This is a genomic window from Frankia sp. R82 (assembly GCF_023716925.1).
Classification (GTDB): Bacteria; Actinomycetota; Actinomycetes; order Frankiales; family Frankiaceae; genus Frankia.
The window spans coordinates 87,391-112,887 of sequence record NZ_JAMQQG010000020.1; the positions used below are offsets into that span (position 1 = coordinate 87,391).

Sequence of the window (25,497 nt, forward strand, 5' to 3'; positions counted from 1 at the left end):
GTTCCCAGGGAGCCCGCGCGCACGGATACTCGGCTCGTCGGGCGCACCCGGGCGTGGGTTGCCCCGACGGTAGAAGCGGGGTGTTTCGCCTCGGCCCCGTCCCGCGTGGCGAGTGGGTGACGGTGTCCGCACGCCGGACAGGTGTTCGCTGTGAACGGCCCACAGGCCAACAGGCCCACGACCGGTCAGGTCAGCCGGGCGCGCAACACCTCGTCGAGGCCGCCGGGGGTCCCGTCCGGTTCGGTCTTGTCCAGCCGGACGGTGATCACGCGGCCGTCGACGTCGAGGTAGGCGATCTGGCTTTCGAACCACGGCCCGTCGGTCACCTGCCAGTCGATCGCCGGATCCGGTGCGCCGGCGAGCTTCGCGACGGCGCGGATGCCGCCGGCGACCAGGCGTCGGCGGGCCAGCCGGTCGACCCGGCGGATGCCCTTGCCGAGCGGGTTGCGAAACGGTGAGCAGACCGCCTGGAACACCTGGCTGCGCTGACCCGGCAGATCGGCGCGGGCGAGATAGGCATGGTGGACGTCGCCGGACAGCAGCACCACCGAGGCGGGCGCCGGACCATGCTCGCCCGCCGCCACACCACGCAGCAACTCGGCCATCGCCGCAAACGACTCCCCGAACGCCGACCAGTGCTCCAGGTCGATCCGCTGCCGGAGCTTCTCGGCCTGTCGGGCGACGAACCTGCCCCGGCTGCCGGAGGCCAGAGCCTCGCTGGCCGCCTCCACCCAGTGGATGCCCGGGGAGAGCAGATAGGGCAGCGACGTCGCGAGCAGCAGATGGTCGACGTCCCCGTCCTGGTGGGTCTGGCCGATCACCCAGTCCCACTCGGCGTCGGCCACCATCACCCGGCGTCCGTCCGGCGAGACGACCCGCGCGCTACGGGAGTCGATCACCACGAGCCGGGTGCGTCCCAGGTCCCAGCGATAGCTCCAGCGAATGTCGTCGTTGCGGACGCCGTCGGCGCGGGCGTCGGACCGCCGGGCGAAGGCCCGCAGTGCGTCGGTCGCCTGCCGCGGTTCGGCCCCGGTGCCGTCCGGGCCGGTCAGCGCGGCGAACATCGGATCGGACGCCCGCTGCGCCGGGCTCAGGTTGCCCAGGTGCTGGTAGAGCCAGGCCGCCATGATGCCACCTGTGATCCGGTCGTCCCACCAGGTCTGCGACCTGATCTCGGCACGCCAGGACGAGGAGATGTTCCAGTCGTCCCGGACGTCGTGATCGTCGAAAACCATGGCGGTGGGCACCGTCGACAGCAGCCAGCGGATCTCCGGCTGTGACCACGCCTCGGCGTAGAGCCGGGTGTACTCCTCGAAGTCGGCGATCTCCTCGCCCGGCGCCACGGTGGTGTCCCGCCGCCGTCTGATCCAGGCGAGTGTCTCCGGTGAGACATGGTCGGCGTAGACCTGATCGCCGAGCAGCAGCAGCGCATCGGGGGTCGGGTCGCCCGCCGCCCGGCCCGGCTCGCCGTACTGGTCGCGCAGGTCCAGGGCCAGCGCATGCAGGGCGTCGGTGCCGAGTCCCGACGTGTGCTCGTCGGAGTTCAAGGTGTAGGGCTTGTCCTGCGGGGCGGTCACCCGGCATGACCCGAACGCCAGGGTCAGCGGACGGGGACTGGCCGAGCTCGGCGCTGGCCGCAGCATGCTCGGCGGTTCGCCCGGCAGCGGCCACACCGGCTCACCGTCGAGACGCACCTGGTAGGGCCACGCCGTGCCCGCGGACAGTCCGCCCACCGTGACCACCGCATAGTGATGGCCGCCGACCGTGAACGTGTGCGCCGATCCACCCGCTGCCGGCCGTCGACCGCTGGCCGCCAGGGCGTCCGTGCCTGCCGGCCCGGTCCCACCAGCCGGGACGTCGGGCCCGGCGAGTGTCATGACTTCGACCAGGCCCGGGCTCCCGGTCTCGACCCAGATCGTCACGCTGGTCGCGTCGATGTGGCGTTGCACCGGGCCCAGCACCAGGCTCGCCATAACTGCTCCTTCTGCTCTGGTCGGGTGCGGGCACTACGCCCGCCTCGCCGACTCCTGGTCGGGCGCGGTCGCGCGCTACGTTGTCGACGTCACCAACGCGACCTACCCAGCCAGGACCCGCAGCCACGTGTGACGGCCTCGCCGCACCCAGGTCGGGGCGGTCGGCTCGCCGCCTCCACGGGCTGCACCGTCGGCTCACATCATCGGCGCCCGGCAGGAGAGAAGTGTTTTCCGGGGACGAAATCCTCAGGCTGAAGATCGTGAAACACCGGCTCCCTAGCGTTCTCGACGCGAGCGATGTGACCTGTGTGTGATGGCCCGAGGAGCCCAGACCATGAGCAGAGACCACCGATCCGGCAGATGGATTGACGACTGGCATCCCGAGGATGCCGCGTTCTGGCAGCAGACCGGCCGCCGGACCGCCCGCCGCAACCTGCTCTGGTCCGTGATCGCGGAGCACTTCGGCTTCTCCGTGTGGGTGATGTGGAGCATCCTGGTCGTCAAGATGGGTGCCAGCTCCCATGGCGGTCCCGGGCCGGCCGGATTCTCGTTGACCACCGACCAGCAGCTGTGGCTGGTCGCGGTGCCCTCCGGGGTGGGCGCGTTCCTGCGGCTGCCCTACACCTTCGCCGTCCCCGTGTTCGGTGGCCGGAACTGGACGGTGTTCTCCGCGCTGCTGCTGGTCGTTCCGTGCGGGCTGATGATGTGGGCGGTACAGCATCCCGGTCTGTCTTTTGGGACGCTGCTGGTGATTGCGGCGGTGGCCGGGGTCGGCGGCGGGAACTTCGCCTCGTCGATGACCAACATCTCGTTCTTCTACCCGGAACGGGAGAAGGGTTGGGCGCTCGGCCTCAACGCCGCCGGCGGAAACCTCGGCGTCGCCGTCATCCAGAAGCTCGGCGCCACCGTCATCGCCGCCGGCTCCGGTGCGGCGCTCGCCCACCTCGGCCTGATCTACATCCCGCTGGCCGTCATCGCGGCCGTCGGTGCCTGGCTGTTCATGGACAACCTGAGCGAGGCCCGCGCGGACTACGGTGCCACGGCGTCCGCGGCGAAGCGCGGCCACACCTGGATCATGTCCTTTCTCTACATCGGGACGTTCGGTTCGTTCATCGGGTACTCGACGGCTTTTCCGGCCCTGCTGAAGAACCCCGCCCTGTTCGACCGGGCCGACGTCGCGCTCAGCTATGGATTTCTCGGTGCCCTCGTGGGCTCACTGGCCCGCCCGCTCGGGGGGCGCCTTGGTGACCGCTTCGGCGGGGCGAAGGTCACCGTCGCGGCATTCGCCGCCATGACGATCGGCGGCCTCGGCGCGGTCGCCTCCATCGGGGCCAAGGGAAAGATCCTCGACCACCCCAGTTTCGGCCTGTTCTTCGCCTCGTTCATGCTGCTGTTCCTGGCCAGCGGTATCGGCAACGGATCCACCTATCGGATGATCCCCGCCATCTTCGCTCGCCGCGGACTCGTCGCCGGTGGAGACGCCGAGACCATGCGCCGCTCCCGTAAGGAAGCCGCGGGTGCGCTGGGCATCTGTTCGGCGGTCGGCGCATTCGGTGGCTTCCTGGTGCCGATCATCTACGCCGAGTCGAACAAGGCCTGGCACACCATTGCTCCCGCACTCTGGGTGTATGTCGGCCTGTTCTCCGTGATGGCCGCCGTGACCTGGCTGTGCTACCTGCGCGGCAGTGGCCTGGACATCGATGCGGCCCCGCGGGTGGCCGCCGGTGGTCCGCGCGCAGGTGCAGGCGCAGGCCGGGTCGCTGCGCCGGAGTCGGTTCATGTTCCGACTCCCGCACGCAGCCCTGATGTCGAGACGGCTGGGCGGAAGTAACCAGTAGATCCTGTTCGCATTTCTATTATTGGATTATCGATGATCTGGTCACTGTTTGGCGTGACCTGATGGTAGTCATCGAGCTAGTCGGTTTGGGGGGTGCGTGGCCTGTGGTACTGCGTCGACCGGCCTGTTCGGGGGGTGCGCTGTCCAGGAGATCTGCCTGCCTGGTCCGCGTGGGGGGTGTGCTGCCAACAGGGCCATGCCGGTTGTAGTTAGAACTGATGTTCGACACGTGAAGGTGGTGCGGGTTATGGTCTGGCCATGCCTTTTCATCCGGAGGATCTGGCCGGCCCTGAGCCGCCGGGCGGGTCTGGCAAAAATGCGCCAGGCGAGAGGACGCGAATTTTTGGCGGCCGTACACAGGCCATCTCTGCGGACAGCGGTACCAGGGTGGGGGATGCGGCTTCTGGGGTAGCGAACCATCTGGCGATGATTGCTGCTGGAATGGGTGGTCTCCTGTCCGGAGATTCCTTGTGCTGGTCGTCTGACGATGTCGAGAACGTGCTGTTCGGCATGTACGAGCTGGCTTCGCAGCTGTACGTGGCCCGTGGCCGGGCGATCCTCAAGGCCGGCGTCCATGGGTTTGCGGCAGGCCGGGGCGCACTGGATCTGGCTGGTTGGCTGCGCGAGCAGATGCAGGTTGCTCCCGGCGATGCGAGGCGTCAGACCGTCTTTGCCGAGGCAGTGATCGATGGTCCATGTCGGGCCACGGGAGTGGCCCTGATCCGGGGGAGGATCAGTCCCGAGCAGGCCGAGGTCATCGTCCGGGCGGTGCAGGGATTCCCCGAGCAGTTCAGTGTCGAGCAGCGGCGGTCCTTTGAGGCTGCTCTGCTTGTCGACGCCGCCCGGAAGGATCGTTTCCAGCTGACCCGGGCTGCTGCCCAGATGATGGACGAGCTCCTCGCCGCCAGCCGCCCGCCGAGTGAGGAGGGCCCGGAAGCGGACAGCTCCGAGGACGATCGCCGCGGTACCAGCGAGGCTGGCAGCAGTACCGACGACGGGAACGCCGATGGAGGTGGCGGCAAGTCCGGTGCGCCGGGCGCAGCCGATGGTGGCGGCCCAGCGGGTACGGATGGCTGCAGTGCGGGCGAAGGTGATCGTGATGCGCCGGCCGCGAAGGGCGGCGATCTCGGCGGGGAAGGTGCAGCCCCGCGGCGGGATCCACAGGCGGCGCGTCAGCTGACGTTCATCGACACTCCCCAGGGCACCACCCTGATCCGTGGCGAGCTCGATCCCGAAGCTGCCGCGCTGCTCCGCACGGCTCTTGACGGGCTCTGCGCGCCTCGGCCGGGCGAAGCGGGCGTGCGCGACCTGCGCAGCCCGGCGCGCCGCCGAGTTGACGCGCTGGTAGAGCTGGTCAACCGTGCTTTGTCCGCGGGCCGGGTGCCGAAGGCAGGGGGCACGCGACCGCATCTGACGGTCACGATTCCCTGGGCGGCCCTGATCGCAACCGGTCTGGGGCCGGCGATGACGAGCTGGGGAATGCCGTTGCCCCGCGAGGTGATCCGCCGCATTGCCTGCGACGCCGCGGTCAGCCGCATCATTCCCGACCCGGAAGGCGTTCCGCTTGACGTCGGGAGAACAGTGAGGACGGTGCCTCCACATATTCGTCGATCCCTGGTCGTGAGAGACGAAGGATGCGCTTTTCCGGGATGTGATCGACCATCTTCCTGGACGGAGGCTCATCACATTGTTCACTGGCTTGACAACGGTGAAACGAAGATCGATAATATGGTTCTTCTGTGCGCATTTCATCATCATCGGGTGCATCGGGAGAAATGGGATATCCTCGTCGAGGGGGGCCGAAGGCCCTCTTTTGTCCCGCCGGCGAACATCGATCCCCTGCGGCGTCCCCGCCGCAATATCCACAGCCAGTCGTCGCCCGACCTGTTCAGCAGGGTGAGGTCGTGAAGGCTTGCTTTCGTGACGAAGCGGCGGGTGCTGATGTGCCTTCGCCGGGTGCAGGTCTGTCCGGTGCGCTGGCGACGTCAGTATCGCCAGTCGGCGGTGTCGACGGCGCCGCGTTCGGGGTCGAACGCAAGGCGGTAGCCGCGCTTGGCCACGGTCTGGATGATCCGCGGGTTGCCGAGTGCGGCGCGCAGGCGGCCGATCGCGACCTCGACGGCGTGCTCGTCGCTGCCACCCGGGGGCAGCAGTTCGCGGCGGGTCACCACATGCCCCGGGCGGGCGGCGAGGCGCCGCAGCAGGGCCATCGCGGTGCGGCTCAGTGGCACGACCCGGCCGTCGGCGACGGCGGCCTGGCCGCGGATGTCGAGCCAGCCCTCGGCGACGGGCAGCAGCAGACCGCGGCGGCGGGGGACCTGTTCGACGATCTCGCGGACGAGCGCGCCCAGGCGCGCCCGGGCCGGCTGGACGACCGGGATGCCGAGGTCGAGCAGCGGACCGGAGGTCACCGGGCCCACGCCGGCGGCGACGACCTGGCCGCCGAGTGCTTCCAGCACCGCCTCCCGCAGGCCCAGCTCCTGGGAGGTGCGCAGGAAGCTGACCACCGCGGGGGCGCTGGTGAACGCCACCGCGTCCAGCTCCGCGGTGGCCACCGCGTCGATCAGACGGCGCAGTGGGGCCGGGTCCGCCGGGCCGATCCAGCGGTAGACGGGCACCTCGATGACATCTGCGCCGGCCGCCCGCAGGGTCTCGATCAGATCGGGCAGCGGTTCGCCGTGCAGCTGGACGGCGATACGGCGGCCATCAAGATCGTGATGTTCGATCAGGTGCTCGAGTACCTCGTTGGACGATTCCGACGCCGGCGACCAGGCTTCGCGCAGGCCGCTGGCCCGCAGGGCGCCACGAGCCTTCGGGCCGCGGGCGAGCAGGACCGCAGAGTCCAGCGCCTTGGTGAGCGGTTCGGCCAGACCCCAGGTCTCGGCGGCGTCCATCCAGCCGCGGAAGCCGATGCCGGTCGTGGCGATAGCCAGATCCAGGGGAGCGGCCAGGCAACGGTCGGTTGCCTCGCGCAACTGCGTGTCATCGGCCAGGGGCACGATCCGGATCGCCGGGCCGTAACGGACGCTCGCGCCCCGCCGCTCGAGTGCGGCGCCGAACTCCTCCCGCCGCCGGGCGGCGGTGATCCCGATGGTGTAGCCGGCGAGCGGCTCCACGCCCGCCGAAGCCGACCCCGAACCGGACTCCGAGCTCGCCCTCGCGGACGGGCTGGCACCGCTCACGCGCAGTTCACCTCGATCGTTCCCTCGCGGATACGGACGCCGTAGACGGGCACGCAGACGCCGTGGTCGTCCAGGCATTCGCCGGTGCGCAGATCGAAGACCTGCTTGTGCATCGGCGAGGCCACCGTCGGTCGGGAGCCCCGGGTGCCGACGATGCCCCGTGACAGTACCCAGGCTCCGCTGAACGGGTCCTGGTTCCCCAGCGCAAAGAGGGCATCATCGTGCGTTCGGAACAGCGCCACCTGGGTCTGGCCGACCAACGCGGCCACTCCACGCTCGGGCGTCAGGTCGGCAAGGCGGCACACCGTCGTCCACATGGACATGGCCTCGCTGTCCCTCCTCGCCGCGGTCCTGCCGGTCACCCCGGACGTCTGGTTCTCGGACGTTCCGGTTTCGGTCATCGTGGCGTACCGGTGGGGGTGCCGGCCGGGTTGTCGGAACGCGGCGCCGGCATCACAGTCTGCGCTGTGGCTGGCGTGGCCGGGAGCGTGGCGGTCGGCGACCCGGTCGGCGACCCGGTTGTCGGCAGGGGGAGGAGTACCGGGCGGGGCTGGCCGCGTTCGGTGACGAAGGTGATGCCCGGGTCAGGAGTGTCCGGCGCGTTGACGAATGACGCGAAGCGGCGCAGCCGCTCGGGGTCCTCGAGGACTCCGGCCCATTCGTCGTGGTAGGTGGCGACGTGACGGTCCATTGCGGCATCCAGCTCGTCGGCGATGCCCAGCGCATCGTCGACGAGGACTGCCCTCAGGTAGGCCAGACCGTCCAGGCCGTCAAGATCGACTGTTCCGGTGGTGCCGGTGTCGGTGCTGATACCGGCACCACCGGAACGGCCGTCACTGCTGGTACCTCCGCTATGGGTGGTACCGCCGCCGGTGGCGGCCGGGCGGGCGGTGGGAGCGGCGAGGGCCTCCAGCCAGACCGAGGTGCGCTGCAGGCGGTCGGCGGTGCGGATGTAGAACATCAGGAAACGGTCGATGGTGCGCACCAGGGTCTCGGCGTCGACGTCGGTGAGCAGCAGGTCGGCGTGGCGCGGGCGGAAGCCGCCGTTGCCACCGACGTAGAGGTTCCAGCCGCGTTCGGTGGCGATCACCCCGATGTCCTTGCTGCGGGCCTCGGCGCACTCCCGGGCACAGCCGGACACCCCGGCCTTGACCTTGTGCGGCGATCGCAGGCCGCGGTAGCGCAGCTCCAACTGGATGGCCAGGGCCACCGAGTCGCCGACACCGAAACGGCACCAGGTCGAGCCGACGCACGACTTCACCGTGCGCAGCGCCTTGCCGTAGGCATGGCCGGACTCGAAGCCCGCGGCCACCAGACGGCGCCAGATCGCCGGGAGCTGTTCGACCCGGGCGCCAAGCAGGTCGATGCGCTGCCCTCCGGTGATCTTGGTGTAGAGGTCGAAGTCGCGGGCGACCTCGCCGATCGCGATGAGTTTCGCCGGAGTGATCTCCCCGCCGGGAATGCGCGGCACCACCGAATAGGTGCCGTTGCGCTGGATGTTCGCCAGAAAGGCGTCGTTGGTGTCCTGCAGCGCGCCCTGTTCACCGTCCAGAATGTGGCCGTTGCCGAAACTGGCGAGAATGGATGCGACCACCGGCTTGCAGATGTCACAGCCGCGACCGTGGCCGTGTCGGGCAACCAGCTCGCTGAAGGTGGTGATGCCCTCGGTGCGCACCAGATCGGCCAGCCGGGCCCGAGAGACGTCGAAATGCTCGCACAGCGCGGGGTTCGCCGCCACGCCGGACTCGGCCAGCAGTGCCGCCAGCATCGGCACGCACGAGCCGCAGCCGGTGCCGGCCTTCGTGCAGCCCTTCACATCGGCGACGCTGGTGAGCCCCGAGTCGGCAATGGCCGTGTCGATCGCCCCGCGGGTCACCGCATGACAGGAACAGACCATCGCGTCCGCCGGCAGCGCGGCGACCCCGACCGCTCCGGCGCTGGCGCCGGAATCGGCGCCGGTAGGGGCGATCATGGACAATGGGTCCCCGGGCAGTGGGCGTCCCACCAGCGGGCGCAGCAGCGCGTACTTCGACGCGTCGCCGACGAGGACTCCGCCGAGCAGCGTGGACGCGTCGTCGGAGACGACGAGCTTGGCGTAGCTGCCGGCCACCGGGTCGTTGACGGTCACCTCCAGCGCCCCGGCGGTGCTGGCCAGCGCGTCACCGAAGCTCGCCACATCCACGCCGAGCAGTTTGAGCTTCGTGGACGTGTCCGTAGCGCCCAGTTCGCGGCCCTCGGCGCCGAGCAGGCGCTCGGCCAGCAGCGTCGCCATCGCATACCCCGGTGCGACCAGCCCGTGGACCCGGCCGCCGATGCACGCGCACTCGCCGATCGCGAACACCGCCGGATCCGCGGTCGTACAGCCGCCGTCCACGACGACCCCGCCACGCTCGCCCACGGCCAGCCCCGCGCCTCGGGCAAGCTCGTCGCGTGGTCGCACACCCGCCGCGAAGACGACGACATCTGCTGCCAGCGTCGTCCCGTCCCCCAACGACACCACCAGGTGCCCGGACGCGTCCACCGCCGGCCCGGTCTCTGCAGTGGTCCTGGGGGCTGTGCCCGGTTCGGGGACGGTGAGGGGCGCGGGAGTGTTCGCCGGAGTCGTCGAGGCATCGGGGACGGCGAGCGGTTCGGCGGCGGTGATTGCAGCCGCGAAGGTGCCCAGGTGAAGGGTGACGCCGAGCTGTTCGACGAGACGGCGCAGCAGGGCGCCGCCGCCGTCGTCCACCTGCAGGGGCATGAGCCGGTCGGCCATCTCGACGATGTGGACGGTGAGTCCCAGCTGGCGCAGCGCGCGGGCGGCCTCCAGGCCGAGCAGCCCGCCGCCGACGACCAACCCCAGCGGCGTCGGTGCGGGGCTCGGGATGCCTGCGCAGCGGTTGCTGGAAGCGGGGTTGCTGGTGGCAGGGTGGTTGGGAGAACTGCTGTTGGCGCGTTCGGCGGCGGTGCGGATCGCGGCCAGGTCGTCCAGGGTGCGGTAGACGAAACAGCCGGGCAGATCGGCACCGGGCACCGGTGGGACGAACGCGGACGAACCGGTGGCCAGCACGAGCGCGTCGTAGCCGACGGTTCGCCCGAGGCTGGTCGTCACCGTCTGCGCGGCGCGGTCGACGGCGTCGACGGACTCGGCCAGGTGCAGGACGTAGTCGTGGCCGTCGTAGCAGCCGTCAGCCACCAGATCGAGTGTCTGCGGGTCGACGCCGTCGAAACAGGAGGACAGCGCCACCCGGTCGTAGGCCTGCTGGCGTTCCGCGCCGAACACCGTCACCTGCCAGGTCCGGTCGGTGTCGCGTTCTCGCAGGTCCTCGACGAACCGCTGCCCGACCATTCCGTTACCGACGACGACCAGCTGTCTTGTGTCGACCACGTCCGTGATGGTGTCGGCGTCTTGTTGACCCGTCTGTGCGTCGACGTTAACGCGGCGATAAATCCGCCTCACCGTGCCTGCGGGACCGCTGTGCGGAATAGCCGCGCCGGGCTGTTGGTCGGGATTTTCGTGTGCGGCGGCCGCCTGAATGGCACTGGGGAAGCGGCGCGGGGCCGCCGTGGGGAAAGTGGTGCGGGATGGAGATTCTGGGTGGGTGGGTGGGTGGGTGGGTGGGAATGTGGGATTTAGCTCGCTCTTTACGGTGCATCATGGGTGACATTGGTTCGAGGGAGAGAGAATGTGATGGTTGTGGTATCCAGGGTCACCTGGGACGTTGCGTCGGGTCGGTGGAAATGTGACACCGGCCTTGGGTGATGGGCGTCCGCCCTGGTCAGGCGACGTGCTGGGAGGTGGCGGCCTCGGGACGCAGGTCGGCCAGCTGCAGCGGGTGGGCCGGCGGGTCGGGTAGGACGATCCTGGATGTCACCTCGCCATGCGGACCGACATGCAGCAGCTCGCCGCTGGCCAGGGCCCGCCAGTCAGGGTGTTCGTCCATCGGCTCGCTGGCGACGACGACGGCCGGGACCTCGATGAGATCCGAGGCGTGCACCCGGGTCGCACCGGTTGCGTCGGCGTGGTGCAGTGCCCGTCCACCGTGCTGGCCACCGGGCGGGCGACGCAGCACGTGGAGACTGTTGGTATCGGGATAGCGCAGAGCCCAGAGCTCGGTTGCGCTGGCCAGCAGCAGGTTGATGCTGTAAAGCGGCAGTTCGGCGGCCACCCAGCGGGCCGCGGTGGTGATGCCGCGGGCGACGTTTCCACCGGCCGCGTCGATCTCCCGGTCGATGAGCGCGAACAGCCGCTCGGAGTCGGTCTCGCCGCCGACACTGGCCATGACCTCCGCTCCGAGCTGGTGTTCCAGCGCGGGCAGTCCCTCGACCACACCGTTGTGCGCGAACAGCCGCCCCGAGCGTTCGAAGGGATGGGTGTTGGGCACCGACACCGCGCCGGTCGAGGCATGCCGCACATGCGCCACGAAGGAGGTCGACCGGGCGTGGCGGGCGTGCGCGGCGAACTGCTGGTCCTGCCAGGCCGCGATCGGCTGGCGGAACAGCTCGGGGCGTCCGTCCGCGGCGAAGAAGCCGAGGCCCGTGCCGTCCGGGTTGCGACGGCTCTGCTCGTCCAGGCTGTCTGGCGCGTCCAGCAGCCAGAACGTGGCCCGGGTGACGTGCGGGGCGCTGGTCAGTCCGAACAGCCTGCACATGTGCAGTGACTCTACCGTGGCCACCGGGTACCCAGGCTCACGTCACAGTGCGGCGTGAACCGTGGGTGCCGTCGGTGCCGAGGCTCCAGCTGATGATCCGGCGGGGATGGATGCGGATCACCTCGGGGCTCAGCTGTGCGGTCGGCGGGATGATGTCGCGCAGCGCCTCGGCGGTGCCGCGGATCTCCACGCCGCGTACCGTCCAGGGTTCGAGCGAGGCGATGTCGTCCACGACGTAGGCGACCTGCCCGTTTGCGGCGATGTTGTGAAACTTGCGGGTGGTGCCGAGGTGGTAGCCATAGATGCTGATCACGCCGGTGGCGTCGTCGACGACGTGGCTGACCGGGCTGTTCTGTAGCGTCCCGTCCGGTGTGAGGGTTGCCAGCCGGCCGAGGCGCTGGGAACGCAGGTACTCGAGTTCGACCGAGGTGAAGACCATGGTGTGCTCCTCTCGTGGGGCAGCCCGCGGCCCCGCGGCCCGGTGGCCCGGTGGCCCGGTGGCCTGGTGGCCTGGTGGCCCGGTGGCCTGGTGGAACGCGGACGGGGCTTCGGCGCCACCGTAGAAGGTGACGTCGGGTTGAGGTCAACACCCGACCACGCCCGCGAGCTGACGAGCCGACCTCGACCTGACCGCGGCCGGGGCCTGACCGGCCTGACCGTTGCGGCAGGGATGTCGGCCCGGGGATCAGCGATCGATCATCTGCAGCTGTTCGGCGCTGTGGTGATCGCCGGACGGCCTCGACCCGCCTGCGCGGGACTTCTTCACCGGCTGGGACCGCACCGCCGATGATGTGGCCGCGATGCTGCGCTCCGAGGCCGGCCGAAATTCCCGCGACAGGCAGCTGATTGCGCTGATCGGCGAGCTGTCCACCCGCAGCACCGACTTTCGCACCCGCTGGGCGGCCCACAACGTCCGGTTTCACCGCACCGGGCGCAAGCGTCTGTGCCACCCCGTGATCGGCCCGCTCGAGCTGAACTTTCAGGCCCTGAAGGTTCCCCTCCACCTCGGCCTCACCCTGCTGGTCTGCACCGCACCGGCCGGCGACCGCGGGCGAACGTCGGACGGCCACCTGCTCGTTCGATGGCCACCTGAGTGGCAATTCTCGTGGCATTGCAGGCGTTCAGTGTTCATGCTGGATCGATGCGCGAGGCCCCTGCAACGGCTCTGCCGCTCGATCCCGCCGGCCCCACCGGTCAGGCCGGCCCTACCGGTCAGGCCAGCGCGGCCGGGCCGGAGCTGGTCTGGTATGCGAGTTATGGCTCGAATCTGCGCCTTTCCCGGCTCACCTACTACCTTGCCGGCGGCTGCCCACCAGGAAGTTCGCACCGGCATCCGGGCTGCCGCGATCCGCGCCCGCCGCGGCTGGCCGCACCGGTCCTGCTGCCGGGAGCCATGTACTTCGCGTCGGAGTCGGCGATCTGGACGGGTGGAGTCGCCTTCTACGACCCCACCGTCGCCGGAGAGGTGGCCGGACGGGCCTACCTGCTGACCGCCGGTCAGTTCGCCGATGTCGCCGCGCAGGAGATGCACCGCGCACCGGACGCCGACCTTGACCTGGCCGCCGTGCTGCAGACCGGTCGGGCCCAGGTGGGCTCCGGCCGGTACGAGACGCTTGTCCTCGTCGGACACAGCGGGGGAGTGCCGGTGCTGACCTTCACCGCCCCCTGGCGCATGGCCGACGTGCCCCTGACGGCCCCCTCCGAGGGCTACCTGACGATGCTCGCCGCGGGCCTGCGCGAGGCACACGACTGGCCCCCCGAGCAGATCGCCGACTACCTCGCGTCCCGCCCCGGCGCCGCCGGCCACTGGACCCCCGTCGCCATCGAGCGCCTGCTCACCCCCGACGACCACACCACCCTCGCGCAACCCGTCCTCGGGCTACCCAGCTCCATTCCGTCCCAGCCCCAGCCCCAGCCCCAGCCCCAGGGCCTGGGTCAGGGTCAGCCCGACGGTGCGGCGGCACCACAGATTGCGGCGCAACGGGACGGCGCCGAGCCCCGACAGGACAGCCTCACGCTCCGACAGAACAGCCTCACGCCCTGACCGCGCCACGCCCTGACCGCGCCACGCCCTGACCGCGCCGCGAGCTGTGGCGGCTGGCGATGGTTGGCGGCTGGCGGCTGGCGGCTGGCGGCTGGCGGCTGGCGATGGTTGGTGGGGGCGGGCGGCGGTGGGGGTGGGCTGGGCCGAAGGCGGCGGGTGTCGCCATCGATGTGTCCCCGGTTGAGGGTCCCATGTGCTGGGGGTGGGTGCTTGATCGTCCGAGGCGGCGCGCAAAGTTCCTGGTGGTGCGACTGCTGCCGGTGTGTGGGGTGGGTGGGCGGACGGCGCCGGTCGGGTGGGCACGAGTGTGGCTGCGGGGCGGGGCACTGCCGGGCGTACCACCCCCAAGAGCGCGAACCGGCATGTTGACCAGGCGTCCGACCGTGGCACGGACGATGCCGGGCTGCAGGAGAACGGGCCGCGCGGATGGGATGTCCGGCGACCAGGGGAGATCCGTGAACAGGGAAGCCGGTTTGATGACCGCCCAGCAAAAATGGGCGGAACGGGGGCAGGTGTTGTCCGGTGGTGTTGTGCTGGAACGGAAGGAACCGGCACGTAGGACGGGGGTAAGTCAGGTGATCAGTGGCCAGCCGCATGTACGAGTGATCGACCGGTCCGCGTCGCCGACGTCGGCCGTGCCGGACATGCCGGCTGTCGTGACCGGGCGGGAGACGGCATCGGGGCTGGAGATGGCATCGGGGCGGGAGATGACCGCCGAACGGGACGCGATCGTCGAGTGGGACGAACGGGACCTCTCACCGCCGGCGAACGCGGGTGAGGTCACCCGTCCGCATCAGATGGTGCGCGCCTGTGACGAGGATCTGTGGGCGGCGATGCGACAGGAACGGTTCGTGCTGTCCCGGTGCGAGCGGTGCCGGGCCTGGCTGGAGCCCGCGCCGGGACGTCCCTGCGGGTTCTGCGCCGGTTCGACCGTCTTCGAGGCGGCCAGCGGCGCGGGAGTGGTGGACAGCTTTCTCGTGATGCGCCATCCCGACACACCGGTGTTCACGGGACGTCCGTCGTACGCCCTCGCCCTGGTCACCCTGGACGAGGGGATCCGGCTCCCGGGGCGGCTCGAAGGGGTACCGGTGGCCGCGGTGACGATCGGTCAGCCGGTACGCGCGGCCCTGGCGTTGCGGCCCGGCTCGGCCGAACCCCGCGTCGTGTTCCATCCGCGGGTGCCGGCCGCCGCCGGGGCACGCTGACCTCGGGTGCGGGTGCGCCTCGGTAGCCGGCCCGCCGCACAGGGGGAGCCGGCTCGGCAGGCGGGTCGCCTCAGAAGTTGATCATGTGGCCGGCGAGGCCGTGGATGGCTTCCTTCACGGCTTCGCCGAGGGTCGGGTGGGCGTGCACGTTGCGGGCGAGCTCGGCCACGGTGAGATCCCAGCGCTGGGCCAGGGTCAGCTGCGGCAGCTGCTCGGTGACGTCCGGGCCGATCATGTGCGCGCCGAGCAGCTCGCCGTACTTGCCGTCCGAAAGGATCTTGACGAAGCCGGCGGTCTCGCCGAGGCCGTGCGCCTTGCCGTTCGCCATGAACGGGAACTTGGCGACCTGCACATCGAAACCGAGCTCGCGGGCCTGCGCCTCGGTGTAGCCGAAGCTTGCGATCTGCGGCTGGCAGTAGGTGGCGCGCGGCACCATGACGTAGTCGATCGGGTAGGTCTCGGCGTCACCGATCGTCTCGGCGGCGATGATCCCCATGGCCTCGGCGGCGTGCGCGAGCATGAGCTTGGCCGTCACGTCCCCGATGGCGAAGATGTGCGGGACGTTCGTCCGGGCGTACTCGTCGACGTCGATCGCGCCGCGCTCGGTGAGCGCGACCCCGGTGTTCTCCAGGCCGTAACCGGTGACGTTCGGCGCGAAGCCGATCGCCTGCATCACCTTCTCGGTCTCGAGTACCTGGGACGTGCCGTCCTTGCCGGTCACGGTGACGCGCACCAGGTCACCGGACTCGTCGATCGAGTCGACCCGGGTCGAGGTGAGGACCTTCACCCCGGCCTTCTTGTAGTGCTTGATGAGCTCGGCGGAGACGTCGGCGTCCTCCAGCGGCACCATCCGGTCGAGGAACTCGACGATCGTGACGTCCACGCCGTAGTTGTTGAGCACATAGCCGAACTCGACGCCGATCGCGCCGGCGCCGGCGATGACGATGCTGCGTGGCAGTGTCTCGGTGAGGATCTGCTGCTCGTAGGTGACCACCCGGTCCGACAGGGACGTGCCCGGCAGCAGCCGCGGGGTCGCGCCGGCAGCGATGATCACATGGTCGAAGGTCACCTGCTGGGTGGAGCCGTCCGCGGTCGCCACCGACAGGGTGTGGTCGTCCACGAACGTGCCGCGCCCGTTGAACTCGGTGATCTTGTTTTTCTTCATCAGGAAGTGGACGCCCTTGACCCGGCCGTCCGCGACCTTGCGGCTGCGCCGAAACGCCTCACCGTAGTCGAACGACAGCTCGCCACTGACCGAGATGCCGAAGGTCTTGGCCTCGTGGGTGAGGGTGTGTACCAACTCGGCGTTGCGCAACAACGCCTTGGACGGGATGCAGCCCACGTTGAGGCACACCCCACCCCAGTACTTCTCCTCCACCACCGCCGTGGTCAGACCGAGCTGGGCAGCTCGGATCGCGGCCACGTATCCGCCCGGCCCGGCGCCGAGCACCACCACGTCGAAATGTTCGCTCACACCTGGAAGCCTAACGACCCTGGACAGCCCGGCGACGACGCTGTCACCCGGCGTTCGGTCACACCTCGGGTGGGCTGACCGTCCCCTGCCTGGGGGGCACAGTTCGTCCCGCATTGCCCGAACTGGCCGGGACGTCGGGCCCCCGGATGGACGACCGGGTCCCCGGATGATCGGGCCGCCGAGGGTACCGGACGCTCGGGCGGGGGTGGGGGCTGCGCTGGGCTCAGAACGTCGGCAGTCGGAACGTCGGGCGCTCGGGCGCTCGGGACGGCTGGACGCGGGCGGGTGGTGGCCCTGGGGTGCAGGCAGCGGGACAAAGAGTGGCTGGGGAGATCGGGTCGACGAAGCGTGCGGCGGGTGCGGCGGGTGCGGCGGGTTGGGCAGTTCGGGAACGTGCGGCGGTCGGGAGCGGTCCGGCCTGGCCGGGACATTCGGGCGACCCCGCCGGTAGGAGACGTTCGGCCTTTTCGTGGTGATGCACGAGAGTGCCATCGGGGGGCCGCGGGAGACCCGTTTTGGCTGCATTGACGTGGTGATACCTGGGCGGGGGGTCCCGGGCTCGCAGCGTTTAACGTCCTGTTAGCTCGAGACCTGGGACACAAGGTTGTCAGGGCGGAACGGCCCGGGGATAAACAGGTCCATGGGTACAGGTCCGCGCGGCGCACTTTCCCGCCGTTCTGCTAGCATTGTTCCGAGGGGTATCAGCGCCTGCGCCCACCACCCGATCTCGGGTGGGAAGCATGGCCCGGCCTCGGGTGGGGAAAACTGCCCGGCCTCGGGTGGGGGGCGCGCCTGATGACGCTCGTCGACACGGTCTCAAAGACCAGCTACAACCGGGCTTTCGCACGCCCGCTCACTGCGGGCGACCGAGCTTATCTCGCCTTCCACAAGCTCAATCCGGGCGAGTTCCAGGATGTCGGCGCGGTGCTTTTCCTTGATGGTCCGGTGGAACTCGCCGACCTGCGGGCGCACATCGCCGAGCGGGTGCGTCAGCCCCGGGCACTGATGCTCACCGACCGGCTGGAGACGGTGACGGTACGCCCCACCGACCGCCGCTCGACGGTCACCGAGACCCACTGGGTCTCCCAGCCGGACATGGACGTCGACGCGCACGTCGTCGCCGTCCCGTTGCCGACCCTTGAGCAGGCCGAACGGCTCGGCTACAGCGACGCCGTCGGCGACCGGCGCATCCGCGCCGCCATCGACCAGATCGCCACCTGGCCGACCGACACCACCACCCAGCCGTGGAAGATCTACCTGATCTGCGACAGCACGGGAACATCCGGCGGCGCGTCCTTCGACGGCGCGTCGGGCGGCGGACCGGCCGGGCGCGGCACGACGTCCGGCTCGGTGGTGGTGTACCGCACCAGCCACATCGCCCAGGACGGCGCGGCCCTCTATCGGGCGCTGCACCTGCTGTTCGGCGGCGATGACGATCCCGACATCGGACTGCCCGCGTCCATCGCGCGGCCCAAGGCCGCCGACTACCTGCGTTTTGTCACCCGAGGGCTGAACGTCCTGGCTCCGACCCGGGTGCTCGACGCCTGGGGCGGCCCGCCGCAGGGCCCGGCCCGGCACACCTGGACCACCGCCGACCTCGGCGAGATCCGGGCCGCGGCCCGTCGGCACAACGCCACCGTCAACGACGTCTACCTGGCCGCGCTGGCCGGTGCCATCCGCACCTGGTCGGAGTTCGAATGGCGCAACGACGACCGTCCGGTGCACGCGCTGATGCCGGTGAGCATCCGACTGGCGGCCGACCAGAACGTCCTGTCGAACTACACCTCGGGCGTACGCGTCGCCCTGCCCTGCGGCGAACCGGACGCCGCCCACCGAATCGCCCGGCTCGCCGAGGTCACCAAGGGGCTCAAGCGCGGTGGAATCGGACTGGTCGAACATCATCTGTTCCCCGCGGTCGCCCAGCGCGCCACCCCGCGGATGCTGTCGTACGCGGCCAGCTTCGGGGGACGCACCCACGAGCTCGCGATGGTCGCGACCAACGCCCGCACCGTCGGTGGCCCGCTGCACGTCGCCGGTCGCAAGGTCACCGAGTTGATCGGCACCGGACCGCTGCTCGCCGGCCGTCAGCACCTGTCGGTGGCGTTGTTCGGCGTCGGTGACCGGGTCGGCATCAGCTTCGCCGCCAGCGAGAGCGTCCCGAACCACGAGCGACTGGCCACCCTGTGGCGACACGAACTCGACGAGATGAACCGCCTCGCGCCGATCGGCGTGCAGGTTCCGCACCAACGTCATCCGGGATCGCGCGCCCGGTAGGACGAATGCCTCCCGGTGCACTGATTGCGCCGCCCGCATCCACCATGCAGCCGTCGGGATCCGGCCGGCACTCCTCCCGGCCGGCGCCCGCCTCGGTTCCGGTTCCGGTTCTGAGCCTTGGCTTCGGCCTTGGCCTCGGGCCTGGTCTTGGCTTCGGCTGATCACGGCCCTGGATGCCCGCCCCTGGAGGCCACCGCGCACCTCGCGCCGACCCCGCGCCGTCTTCGCTGCACCCCATCGAGTGCAACGCCAAAAGATCGCATTACGAGCAAACGATGCCGGTGGCGCTGTGTAGTTTTCGGGGTCATTGCGGTCGGTGTGGCGTGCCCGGCGCCGAGGTGGCTCCGGGCACGCCTACCTGACTTCTGCCGGGACGGCCTGGGCCCGCGGGCTGAGCGGAGGCGGTGGAGGTGGAGGTGGAGGTGGAGGAGACGGTGGCGTCCTCGGTGGCGGTGAGGGGGGCGGCGATCTCCTCGAGGGAGCGGCCGGCCGCGTCCACGCCGAGCAGGAGTTCGGCGATGCCGCCGATCGCCATCACGGCCGCGCCGACGAGGAAGCCGACCATCACCGGGCCGGTGCGTCCGGTGTCGATGAGATGGCCGAACAGCAGGGGGCCGGCGATGCCGCCGATGCCGGTGCCGATCGCGTAGAAGAACGCGATCGCCAGGGCCCGGGTCTCCATCGGGAAGATCTCGCTGACGGTGAGATAGGCCGCGCTCGCACCCGCCGAGGCGAAGAAGAAGGTGACCGCCACGACCGCGAGGAACGTCCATGCGGTCAGCGCCCCGGAATGGAACAGAACCGCCAGCACCACACCGAACACCGCTGCCGCCAGATAGGTTCCGGCGATCATCGGCTTGCGTCCGACGGTGTCGAACAGCGGGCCGAGCAGCAGCGGCCCGGCGCAGTTGCCCAGCGCATAGACGACGAGGAACACCGGCACGGCGGACGAGCTCACGTCGTAGAACGTCGTGAGCATCGTGCCCAGATCGAACGTGAAGGCATTGTAGAGAAAGGCCTGACCGACGAACAGGGAGAGCCCGAGGACGGCGCGGCGGGGATAGGTGCGAAACGCGGTCTCGGCGATCGTCCGCAGCGGAATGACCTGGCGCTGGCGAACCGTGATGGTGCCGTTCGCTGCCGGCAGCGACCGGCCGGTGTCCGCCTCCACCGACGATTCGATGTCGCCGACAATCTGGTCGGCGTCGTCGGCCCGGCCGTGGATGAACAGCCAGCGCGGGCTTTCCGGCACATGCCGGCGGACGATGAGGATCACCAGGCCCAGCAGCGCGCCGAGCCCGAAGCTGAGCCGCCAGCCCACGTTGGTCGGGAAGATGTTCTCGGACAGGAAGAAGACGGTCAGGCCCGACCCGGCGGCCGACCCGGCCCAGTAGGTGCCGTTGATGAGCAGGTCGACCCGGCCGCGTACCCGGGCGGGAATGAGCTCGTCCACCGCGGAGTTGATCGCCGCGTATTCGCCGCCGATGCCGGCGCCGGTGAAGAAGCGGGTCAGGAAGAAGAACCACGGTGTCCAGGAGAAGGCGGTCAGTGTGGTGGCCGTGATGTAGACGCCGAGGGTGAGGATGAACAGCTTCTTGCGGCCGAACCGGTCGGTGAGCTGGCCGAAGAACAGGGCGCCGAGGCAGGCCCCGAGCACGTAGATGGCCGCGGCGGTGCCGATGTCGCCGGCTGACAGCGAGATTCCGCTGCCGTCCTCGGTCAGCCGCGAGCCGACCGCACCGACCATGGTCACCTCAAGGCCGTCGAGGATCCACACCGTCCCCAGGCCAATGATGATCAACCAGTGGAACCGGGCCCACGGCAACCGGTCCAGCCGGGCCGGGATCGCCGTGCGGACGACCCCCGACGTGCCGCCACCGGGCGACGGACCGTCCTGCGCTCTGGTGTCACCCACCGCCGTCCTGCTCGCCGCCGTGTTGCTCGCCGCCGTGTTGCTCGCCGCCGTGTTGCTCGCCCCTGTGATGCCCGCCGCTGTGGTGTCGCCCGCCGCTGTGGTGTCGCCCGCCGTGCCGTGGTCGCCCATGCCACCTCCCCGCGTCCGGATCCGCACCCCGTGTCCGTGCCTGCGATGCGCCTGTGCAGCCGGGACGCCGATGTTGACTTCGCCCCTGTGCCCCGTCCACGGATCAATATCCCTACCTGGGCAGCACCGGAACCGGCGTTGGCACCGGCTTCTCACCAGACCCGGCTGACCGGCTCGGTGGCGACACAGGCGTCATGATTTCGCCGCCCGTCAGTCCGCCCACTACTCTCCGCAGCCAAAACCCGCATCGCTCGCACAGGCAGCAACATCACCCCCGCCGCCACCGCGCCCTGCCATCGGCCCCACAGCAAGATCCGCCCACACGGGTCGTCGTGGGGCGGCAAACGGGACACAAAAGCCCCCATGGCGACCCATGTGCATCCTGCATACCCGAGGCGCCCGACAGGAGCGTCGTAGAAAGTGACCGTGGCCGAAGTGTGGTGCCCCCGTCGCCCAGAACAAGCCGGCAGGGCCTCCCAACAGCAGAATCGGCGGCGGCAGCGAACGTGGGGAGCGGGGGCAGTGAACACCGGACGGCCGTGGCCGTGGCGAGATCATTAGAGTGGTGTTCGTGGCTGGCTGGGCGGACGTTCGGCGGATCGCGCTCGGGTTGCCCGAGGTCAGCGAGGGGACGTCCTACGGCAACGTTGCCTGGCGGGTGCGTAGGGCGACATTCGCGTGGGAACGCCCGCTTCGTCGGGCTGACCTCGAGGTGCTGCGGGCCGACCCGGGCGGCGCCGCGGCGGACGCGGTTGTCGGCACGGGCGAGATCCCGCTGGCCGTCCGGGTGGCCGATGTCGGGGTGCGGGCGGCGCTGATCGCCGAGGATCCCGACGCGTACTTCACCGTGGCCCACTTCGCGGACTTCCCGGCGGTGCTGGTGCGTCTCGGCGAGATCGGGGTCGCCGAACTCACGGAGCTGCTCACCGAGGCATGGCTGGTCCGTGCCCCGAAGCGGCTCGCGCAGCGTCACCTCGACCAGCGTCACCTCGACCAGCGTCACCCCGACAAACCCTGCTGACGGCATCGCCCTTCTGTGGACATCCGATTGTCGCGAGCTCCCATCTCGGGATAGCTGTCGGTGAACGGCGTTCACTGGTGAACGGCGTTCGCCGGCAGGTGGTCTTCGCGGGTCCGGAGAAAGGCTGGGGGAGCCATATGGTGGGGTGAGACGCGGCGCATTTCCTAGAATGGCGGCGAACGCCCGTAGACGCCGGACGGCGCGGGATTCCCGAGCGGCGGGACATCCCGCGTCTGTGGTCCGGATCGAAACCGGGTTTCCCCGCCGCGGGATACCCGGGCGTGTGACCCCCGTTTTCCGCCCGGAGGAGGGCTCTGTTCGATGCTGGCTGCCCGCCCCCGCACCGCAGGCTCTCGCGCTGCAGGCTTTCGTACCGCAGGCTTTCGTACCGCAGGCTTTCGTGCTGCCCGCTCCTGTACCGGTTGGGCTCATGGCGCCGGACAGAACGCCGTCGGCTCCCGCCCGGTCCGGTGGCCCGCTGCCGTGGTCGGGTTCGCGGTCGCGGCTCTCGTCGCGGTCGCGGCTGCTGCCTGTGGCGCCGACACCACCGGCGCCACAGGCCCCGGGCATGCGTCGCAGGCACACGTCCCGGTCACCGCCACGTCCCCGGCCCAGCCAGCTGACCAGCCAGCCGGCATGCCCGGCTCCCGGCCCGGGACGTCTGCCCCGCCGACGCCGGCCGGGCTCGGGCGACCCGGCGCAACCGGTGGTGAGGGGCTGGCAGCCGGGGTGGGTGGGGTGACGCTGGTGCCGGCGGCCACGCGGTTTGCCGCGAACTGGCCGGTGGAGCTGCGGTTTCAGGTGCGCGGCGCGGGTGGTCGGGCGATCACCCGATTCGTCCAGGAACAGGGGGCCACGATGCACCTGTACCTGATTCGCTCCGACCTGGTCGGATTCCAGCACGTCCATCCGACCATGGCCACCGACGGCACGTGGACGGCCAACCTCGCCGCCCCCGCGAGTGGTTTCTACCGCGCCTACGCCTCGTTCACGACCCCGGTGGACGGACGAGTCATGCCGTTCGTGCTCAGCACCCCGATCACCATCCCGGGAGCGGCCGTCCCCACGCCGGTACCGGCGCCGACGACCACCACCACCGTGGACGGCTACACCCTGCGCCTGTCCATGCCCCGGGGCCCGTTGCGGGCCGGGATGGCAGGTCCGCTGGCCGTCACCGTGAGCCGGGATGGCCGCCCCGTCACCGATCTGCAGCCCTACCTGGCCAGCTATGCCCACCTGAGCGCCTTCCACCAGGGCGATCTCGCCTTCGCGCACCTGCATCCCACCGGCTCTGTCGTCGCCGGCTCCGTCGCCACCGGTCGCGGCGCCACCGGTCACGGCGCCACCGGTCACGGCGCCACCGGTCACGGCGCCACCGGTCACGGCGGCCCCACTCTCACCTTCGACGCCCACCTGCCCCGCGCCGGCGCCTGGCGGCTCTACCTGCAGTTCCGCGCCGGTGGCCACCCGCACACCGCCGCCGTCACCCTCGCCGTGCCATAGGCCACTTCTCGTGAGTCCTGGTCAATCCTCGTTGTTCGCGAAACATGACCACGTCACCACCAGGCGTCCGCAGGACGGCCCTTTCGCTGCCACGCCCGGGACCACTCCACGAACCGTGGTCGCACAGCCCGAAGACCACCGTGCCCAGCGACCGTGCATCGCGCCCTGACCACGGCAGCCTCCTCCTCGTCTCATGCCCCATGCCCCCGGGCCCCCGTGCTCCCGTGCCCGCCTTGGACGGCGGCCACTTCGCCAAGTCACGGATTCTTGCCGAGGCGGAGTGAAGGTTCCGGTCCGCAGATCCTTCACTAAGCCTCGGCAAGAATGAATCATGGCTTTCGGTCATCCCTGACCGAGCCGGTTTTGTCACAGGAAGTGGCATGGGTGACGCGGAAGGTGTCGGTCGACGCGTGTCGGGGGTGAACGGGGCGAGGATGTTCTGGTGGAACGTCTACCGATTCCCGGGGTGGTCGCGCTCCGACATGTCTGGGCGGAACGTGAGGAGACGCCTACATTCCCACGAGCCAGGACCATCGGTCGGCCCGGACCCGCGGATCGTGGGGGTTGCGACGGCCGGGCGTACACGGCAGAAGGCATGTCGGAGCGAGGCACGTTGGAGCGAGGCACGTCGGAGCACGGACAGACCCCCGATCCACAAAAACCGCCCAGCGGGCCGGGCCCGGCGGCGGTATGTGGCAAACCGCCGGTGTGGGGCGTCCTGTGACGTTAGGATGATCAACGGTGGCGGGTCAAACGGCCGAGAACGGCGGGAGGACGGCCGAGGACAGGACCGCCGAGGACAGGACGGCCGAGGACGGCCGAGGACGGTGGGAGAGCGGGCGGGGGTGCGGTGGACGCGGGTATTGTCGCCGCGCTGATCACGTCCGTGGCCAGTGTCGCCGTGTCCGTCGGGGCCTCGGTGTGGACCCGTCGCCAGGGCATCGAGCTGGAACGGATGCGGTACGAGTCGGAGCGTTCGGCGCGTGACCACGAGAAGCGTTCAGCGGCCAAGGCGGAACTCGACCGCTACCGCGAGCCGCTGCTACTCGCCGTCGTCGACCTCGGCGCCCGGCTGCACACGATCCGCGAGGGTGGCCTGCACGCCTATCTGGGATCGACCCAGCGCCGTGGGCGGCTCGCCGTGCTCGGCACGGTGTACTGCGTGGCCCGCTACTTCGGCACGCTGGAGATTCTCTACTCGCGGCTGGCGCTGCTGCGCTTCGACAGCGCCGCCGACACCCGGCTCGTCGCCGCCCTGCTCGCCGACATCGGCCGCGTCTTCTCCGCCGACCAGTTCGACGACGAGGCCCCGTCCGCGGCAGGAGCTGACGAGAACGGGCCGCCGGCGGGGGCGAGCTCACTGCGCAAGGCCGAGCTTTCGGCCGGGTCGCGGTTCATGCTGTGGCGGGAGGAGCAGCGGGCGATCGGTGAGCTGATGCGCGGACCGGAGGCCGCCGCCACCGTCTGCGTCGGATTCGCCTACTTCCACGACCACTACGACGAACAGTTCGCGAGCTGGCTCGACCCGTTCGTCGAGGCACTGCGGTCCCCGCACGCCGCCGGCAGCGAACGCCTGGCCCGGCTGCAGACCCTGCTCGCCCTGCTCGTCACCCAGCTCGATGAGGACGGCGGCTACAGCCTCACCGTCGACGGCACCACCGTCGCCCCCGAATGGGCCACCCCGGCCGCCCTCGGCTCGTGACGGCAGTGGGTCTCGTGACGGCGGAGGGTCTCGTGACGGTGTCGGTGGCATGACGGGCGATCGGGAGGTGCTGCGCGACGTTGCCCTGGTCTGCGGGGCGGATGCGCTGGTGGGGGCGTCGTTCGGAGCGATCGCGGTGGGGGCGGGGCTGCCGGTGTGGGCGCCGGTGCTGCTGTCGGTGGTGGTGTTCGGCGGGGCGTCGCAGTTCCTGCTGGTCGGGCTGCTCGCCGCCGGTGGGGCGGTGGCGCCGGCGGTGGCCGCGTGTCTGCTGGTCAACGCGCGGCATCTGCCCTACGGGTTCGCGATCGGCGACGCGCTGGGTACGGGCTGGCTGCGCCGGCTGGTCGGCAGCCACCTGCTGGTGGACGAGACGGTCGTGTTCGCGCTGGCCCGCCGTCCGTCGGGACGGGACCGGGCCGCGTTCTGGGCCTGCGGCCTCGGCCTGTTCGTCGCGTGGAACCTCGGTGTGCTGGCCGGCGCGTTCGCGGGTCGGGCGGTGCCCGACCCGGACGCCTTCGGCCTGGACGCCGCCTTCCCCGCCGTCCTGCTCGCCCTGGTCCTGCCCGCGCTGCGGGGCGATGCCGCGACCCGCCGCGCCGCCCTGGCG

The 25,497-nt window shown here is 70.3% G+C and carries 16 protein-coding genes and 2 pseudogenes; 10 read left to right on the forward strand and 8 right to left on the reverse strand.

Going from position 1 to position 25,497, the window contains the following annotated elements:
- Nucleotides 1-185: 185 nt before the first annotated feature.
- Complete coding sequence (locus tag ND747_RS06110) at nucleotides 186-1,973, reverse strand: alkaline phosphatase D family protein (RefSeq protein WP_251732478.1); 1,788 nt, start codon at nucleotides 1,971-1,973, stop codon at nucleotides 186-188.
- A gap of 313 nt (nucleotides 1,974-2,286) precedes the next feature.
- Between ND747_RS06110 and ND747_RS06115 the strand changes: the two genes are divergently transcribed.
- The gene (locus ND747_RS06115) at nucleotides 2,287-3,804 is read left to right on the forward strand and encodes an MFS transporter (RefSeq protein WP_374216154.1); all 1,518 of its coding nucleotides are present in this window, start codon (nucleotides 2,287-2,289) and stop codon (nucleotides 3,802-3,804) included.
- 264 nt (nucleotides 3,805-4,068) lie between these two features.
- Nucleotides 4,069-5,718, forward strand: coding sequence for an HNH endonuclease signature motif containing protein (locus tag ND747_RS06120; protein ID WP_251732480.1), 1,650 nt, complete (start codon nucleotides 4,069-4,071; stop codon nucleotides 5,716-5,718).
- Nucleotides 5,719-5,795: 77 nt separating this feature from the next.
- Here the strand turns inward: ND747_RS06120 and ND747_RS06125 are convergent, their stop codons facing one another.
- The 5 genes from ND747_RS06125 to ND747_RS06145 form a co-directional block, all read right to left on the reverse strand.
- Nucleotides 5,796-6,992 (reverse strand): uroporphyrinogen-III synthase, encoded by a 1,197-nt coding sequence (locus ND747_RS06125; protein WP_374216155.1) that lies wholly within the window; start codon nucleotides 6,990-6,992, stop codon nucleotides 5,796-5,798.
- A complete protein-coding gene (nirD, locus tag ND747_RS06130; protein WP_251732495.1) occupies nucleotides 6,989-7,315 on the reverse strand; it encodes a nitrite reductase small subunit NirD in 327 nt (108 codons plus the stop codon). The genes ND747_RS06125 and nirD overlap by 4 nt, the downstream gene beginning before the upstream one ends.
- Nucleotides 7,316-7,389: 74 nt before the next feature.
- Nucleotides 7,390-10,320, reverse strand: a complete 2,931-nt coding sequence (gene nirB / locus ND747_RS06135) for a nitrite reductase large subunit NirB (protein ID WP_251732496.1) — start codon at nucleotides 10,318-10,320, stop codon at nucleotides 7,390-7,392.
- Nucleotides 10,321-10,750: 430 nt separating this feature from the next.
- Nucleotides 10,751-11,623, reverse strand: coding sequence for a class II glutamine amidotransferase (locus ND747_RS06140; RefSeq protein ID WP_251732481.1), 873 nt, complete (start codon nucleotides 11,621-11,623; stop codon nucleotides 10,751-10,753).
- A 37-nt stretch (nucleotides 11,624-11,660) separates the two neighbouring features.
- Nucleotides 11,661-12,062, reverse strand: coding sequence for a PPOX class F420-dependent oxidoreductase (locus tag ND747_RS06145; RefSeq protein WP_251732482.1), 402 nt, complete (start codon nucleotides 12,060-12,062; stop codon nucleotides 11,661-11,663).
- A 310-nt stretch (nucleotides 12,063-12,372) separates the two neighbouring features.
- Here ND747_RS06145 and ND747_RS06150 point away from each other — a divergent pair.
- The 3 genes and pseudogenes from ND747_RS06150 to ND747_RS06160 form a co-directional block, all read left to right on the forward strand.
- A pseudogene (locus ND747_RS06150) lies at nucleotides 12,373-12,660 on the forward strand (transcriptional regulator); the annotation flags it as partial.
- Between the two features lie 104 nt (nucleotides 12,661-12,764).
- Nucleotides 12,765-13,460, forward strand: a pseudogene (locus ND747_RS06155) (histone deacetylase); the annotation flags it as partial.
- Nucleotides 13,461-14,311: 851 nt separating this feature from the next.
- Nucleotides 14,312-14,872 (forward strand): Zn-ribbon domain-containing OB-fold protein, encoded by a 561-nt coding sequence (locus ND747_RS06160; protein ID WP_251732483.1) that lies wholly within the window; start codon nucleotides 14,312-14,314, stop codon nucleotides 14,870-14,872.
- Nucleotides 14,873-14,942: 70 nt separating this feature from the next.
- Here ND747_RS06160 and lpdA read toward each other — a convergent pair whose 3' ends face one another.
- Complete coding sequence (lpdA, locus tag ND747_RS06165) at nucleotides 14,943-16,346, reverse strand: dihydrolipoyl dehydrogenase (RefSeq protein ID WP_251732484.1); 1,404 nt, start codon at nucleotides 16,344-16,346, stop codon at nucleotides 14,943-14,945.
- Nucleotides 16,347-17,141: 795 nt separating this feature from the next.
- Between lpdA and ND747_RS06170 the strand changes: the two genes are divergently transcribed.
- Entirely contained in the window at nucleotides 17,142-18,620 is a 1,479-nt protein-coding gene (locus ND747_RS06170) for a WS/DGAT domain-containing protein (RefSeq protein ID WP_251732485.1), read from the forward strand.
- 304 nt (nucleotides 18,621-18,924) lie between these two features.
- Here the strand turns inward: ND747_RS06170 and ND747_RS06175 are convergent, their stop codons facing one another.
- The gene (locus ND747_RS06175; RefSeq protein ID WP_251732486.1) at nucleotides 18,925-20,664 is read right to left on the reverse strand and encodes an MFS transporter; all 1,740 of its coding nucleotides are present in this window, start codon (nucleotides 20,662-20,664) and stop codon (nucleotides 18,925-18,927) included.
- Between the two features lie 571 nt (nucleotides 20,665-21,235).
- Between ND747_RS06175 and ND747_RS06180 the strand changes: the two genes are divergently transcribed.
- The 4 genes from ND747_RS06180 to ND747_RS06195 all read left to right on the forward strand — a co-directional run.
- Nucleotides 21,236-21,685 (forward strand): MmcQ/YjbR family DNA-binding protein, encoded by a 450-nt coding sequence (locus ND747_RS06180; RefSeq protein ID WP_251732487.1) that lies wholly within the window; start codon nucleotides 21,236-21,238, stop codon nucleotides 21,683-21,685.
- A gap of 483 nt (nucleotides 21,686-22,168) precedes the next feature.
- Complete coding sequence (locus ND747_RS06185; RefSeq protein WP_251732488.1) at nucleotides 22,169-23,188, forward strand: hypothetical protein; 1,020 nt, start codon at nucleotides 22,169-22,171, stop codon at nucleotides 23,186-23,188.
- Between the two features lie 850 nt (nucleotides 23,189-24,038).
- Entirely contained in the window at nucleotides 24,039-24,890 is an 852-nt protein-coding gene (locus tag ND747_RS06190) for a hypothetical protein (RefSeq protein WP_251732489.1), read from the forward strand.
- A gap of 49 nt (nucleotides 24,891-24,939) precedes the next feature.
- Nucleotides 24,940-25,497: AzlC family ABC transporter permease (locus ND747_RS06195; protein ID WP_251732490.1), on the forward strand; the 558-nt coding region annotated here is incomplete at its 3' end.

Excerpts from the sequence above, each read along its gene's own strand:
- ND747_RS06110 (WP_251732478.1), bottom strand. The coding sequence starts at position 1,973 with ATGGCGAGCCTGGTGCTGGGCCCGGTGCAACGCCACATCGACGCGACC.
- ND747_RS06115 (WP_374216154.1), top strand. The coding sequence starts at position 2,287 with ATGGCCCGAGGAGCCCAGACCATGAGCAGAGACCACCGATCCGGCAGA.
- ND747_RS06120 (WP_251732480.1), top strand. The coding sequence starts at position 4,069 with ATGCCTTTTCATCCGGAGGATCTGGCCGGCCCTGAGCCGCCGGGCGGG.
- nirD (WP_251732495.1), bottom strand. The coding sequence starts at position 7,315 with ATGTCCATGTGGACGACGGTGTGCCGCCTTGCCGACCTGACGCCCGAG.
- nirB (WP_251732496.1), bottom strand. The coding sequence starts at position 10,320 with ATGGTCGGGCAGCGGTTCGTCGAGGACCTGCGAGAACGCGACACCGAC.
- ND747_RS06140 (WP_251732481.1), bottom strand. The coding sequence starts at position 11,623 with ATGTGCAGGCTGTTCGGACTGACCAGCGCCCCGCACGTCACCCGGGCC.
- ND747_RS06145 (WP_251732482.1), bottom strand. The coding sequence starts at position 12,062 with ATGGTCTTCACCTCGGTCGAACTCGAGTACCTGCGTTCCCAGCGCCTC.
- ND747_RS06160 (WP_251732483.1), top strand. The coding sequence starts at position 14,312 with ATGCCGGCTGTCGTGACCGGGCGGGAGACGGCATCGGGGCTGGAGATG.
- ND747_RS06170 (WP_251732485.1), top strand. The coding sequence starts at position 17,142 with ATGACGCTCGTCGACACGGTCTCAAAGACCAGCTACAACCGGGCTTTC.
- ND747_RS06175 (WP_251732486.1), bottom strand. The coding sequence starts at position 20,664 with ATGGGCGACCACGGCACGGCGGGCGACACCACAGCGGCGGGCGACACC.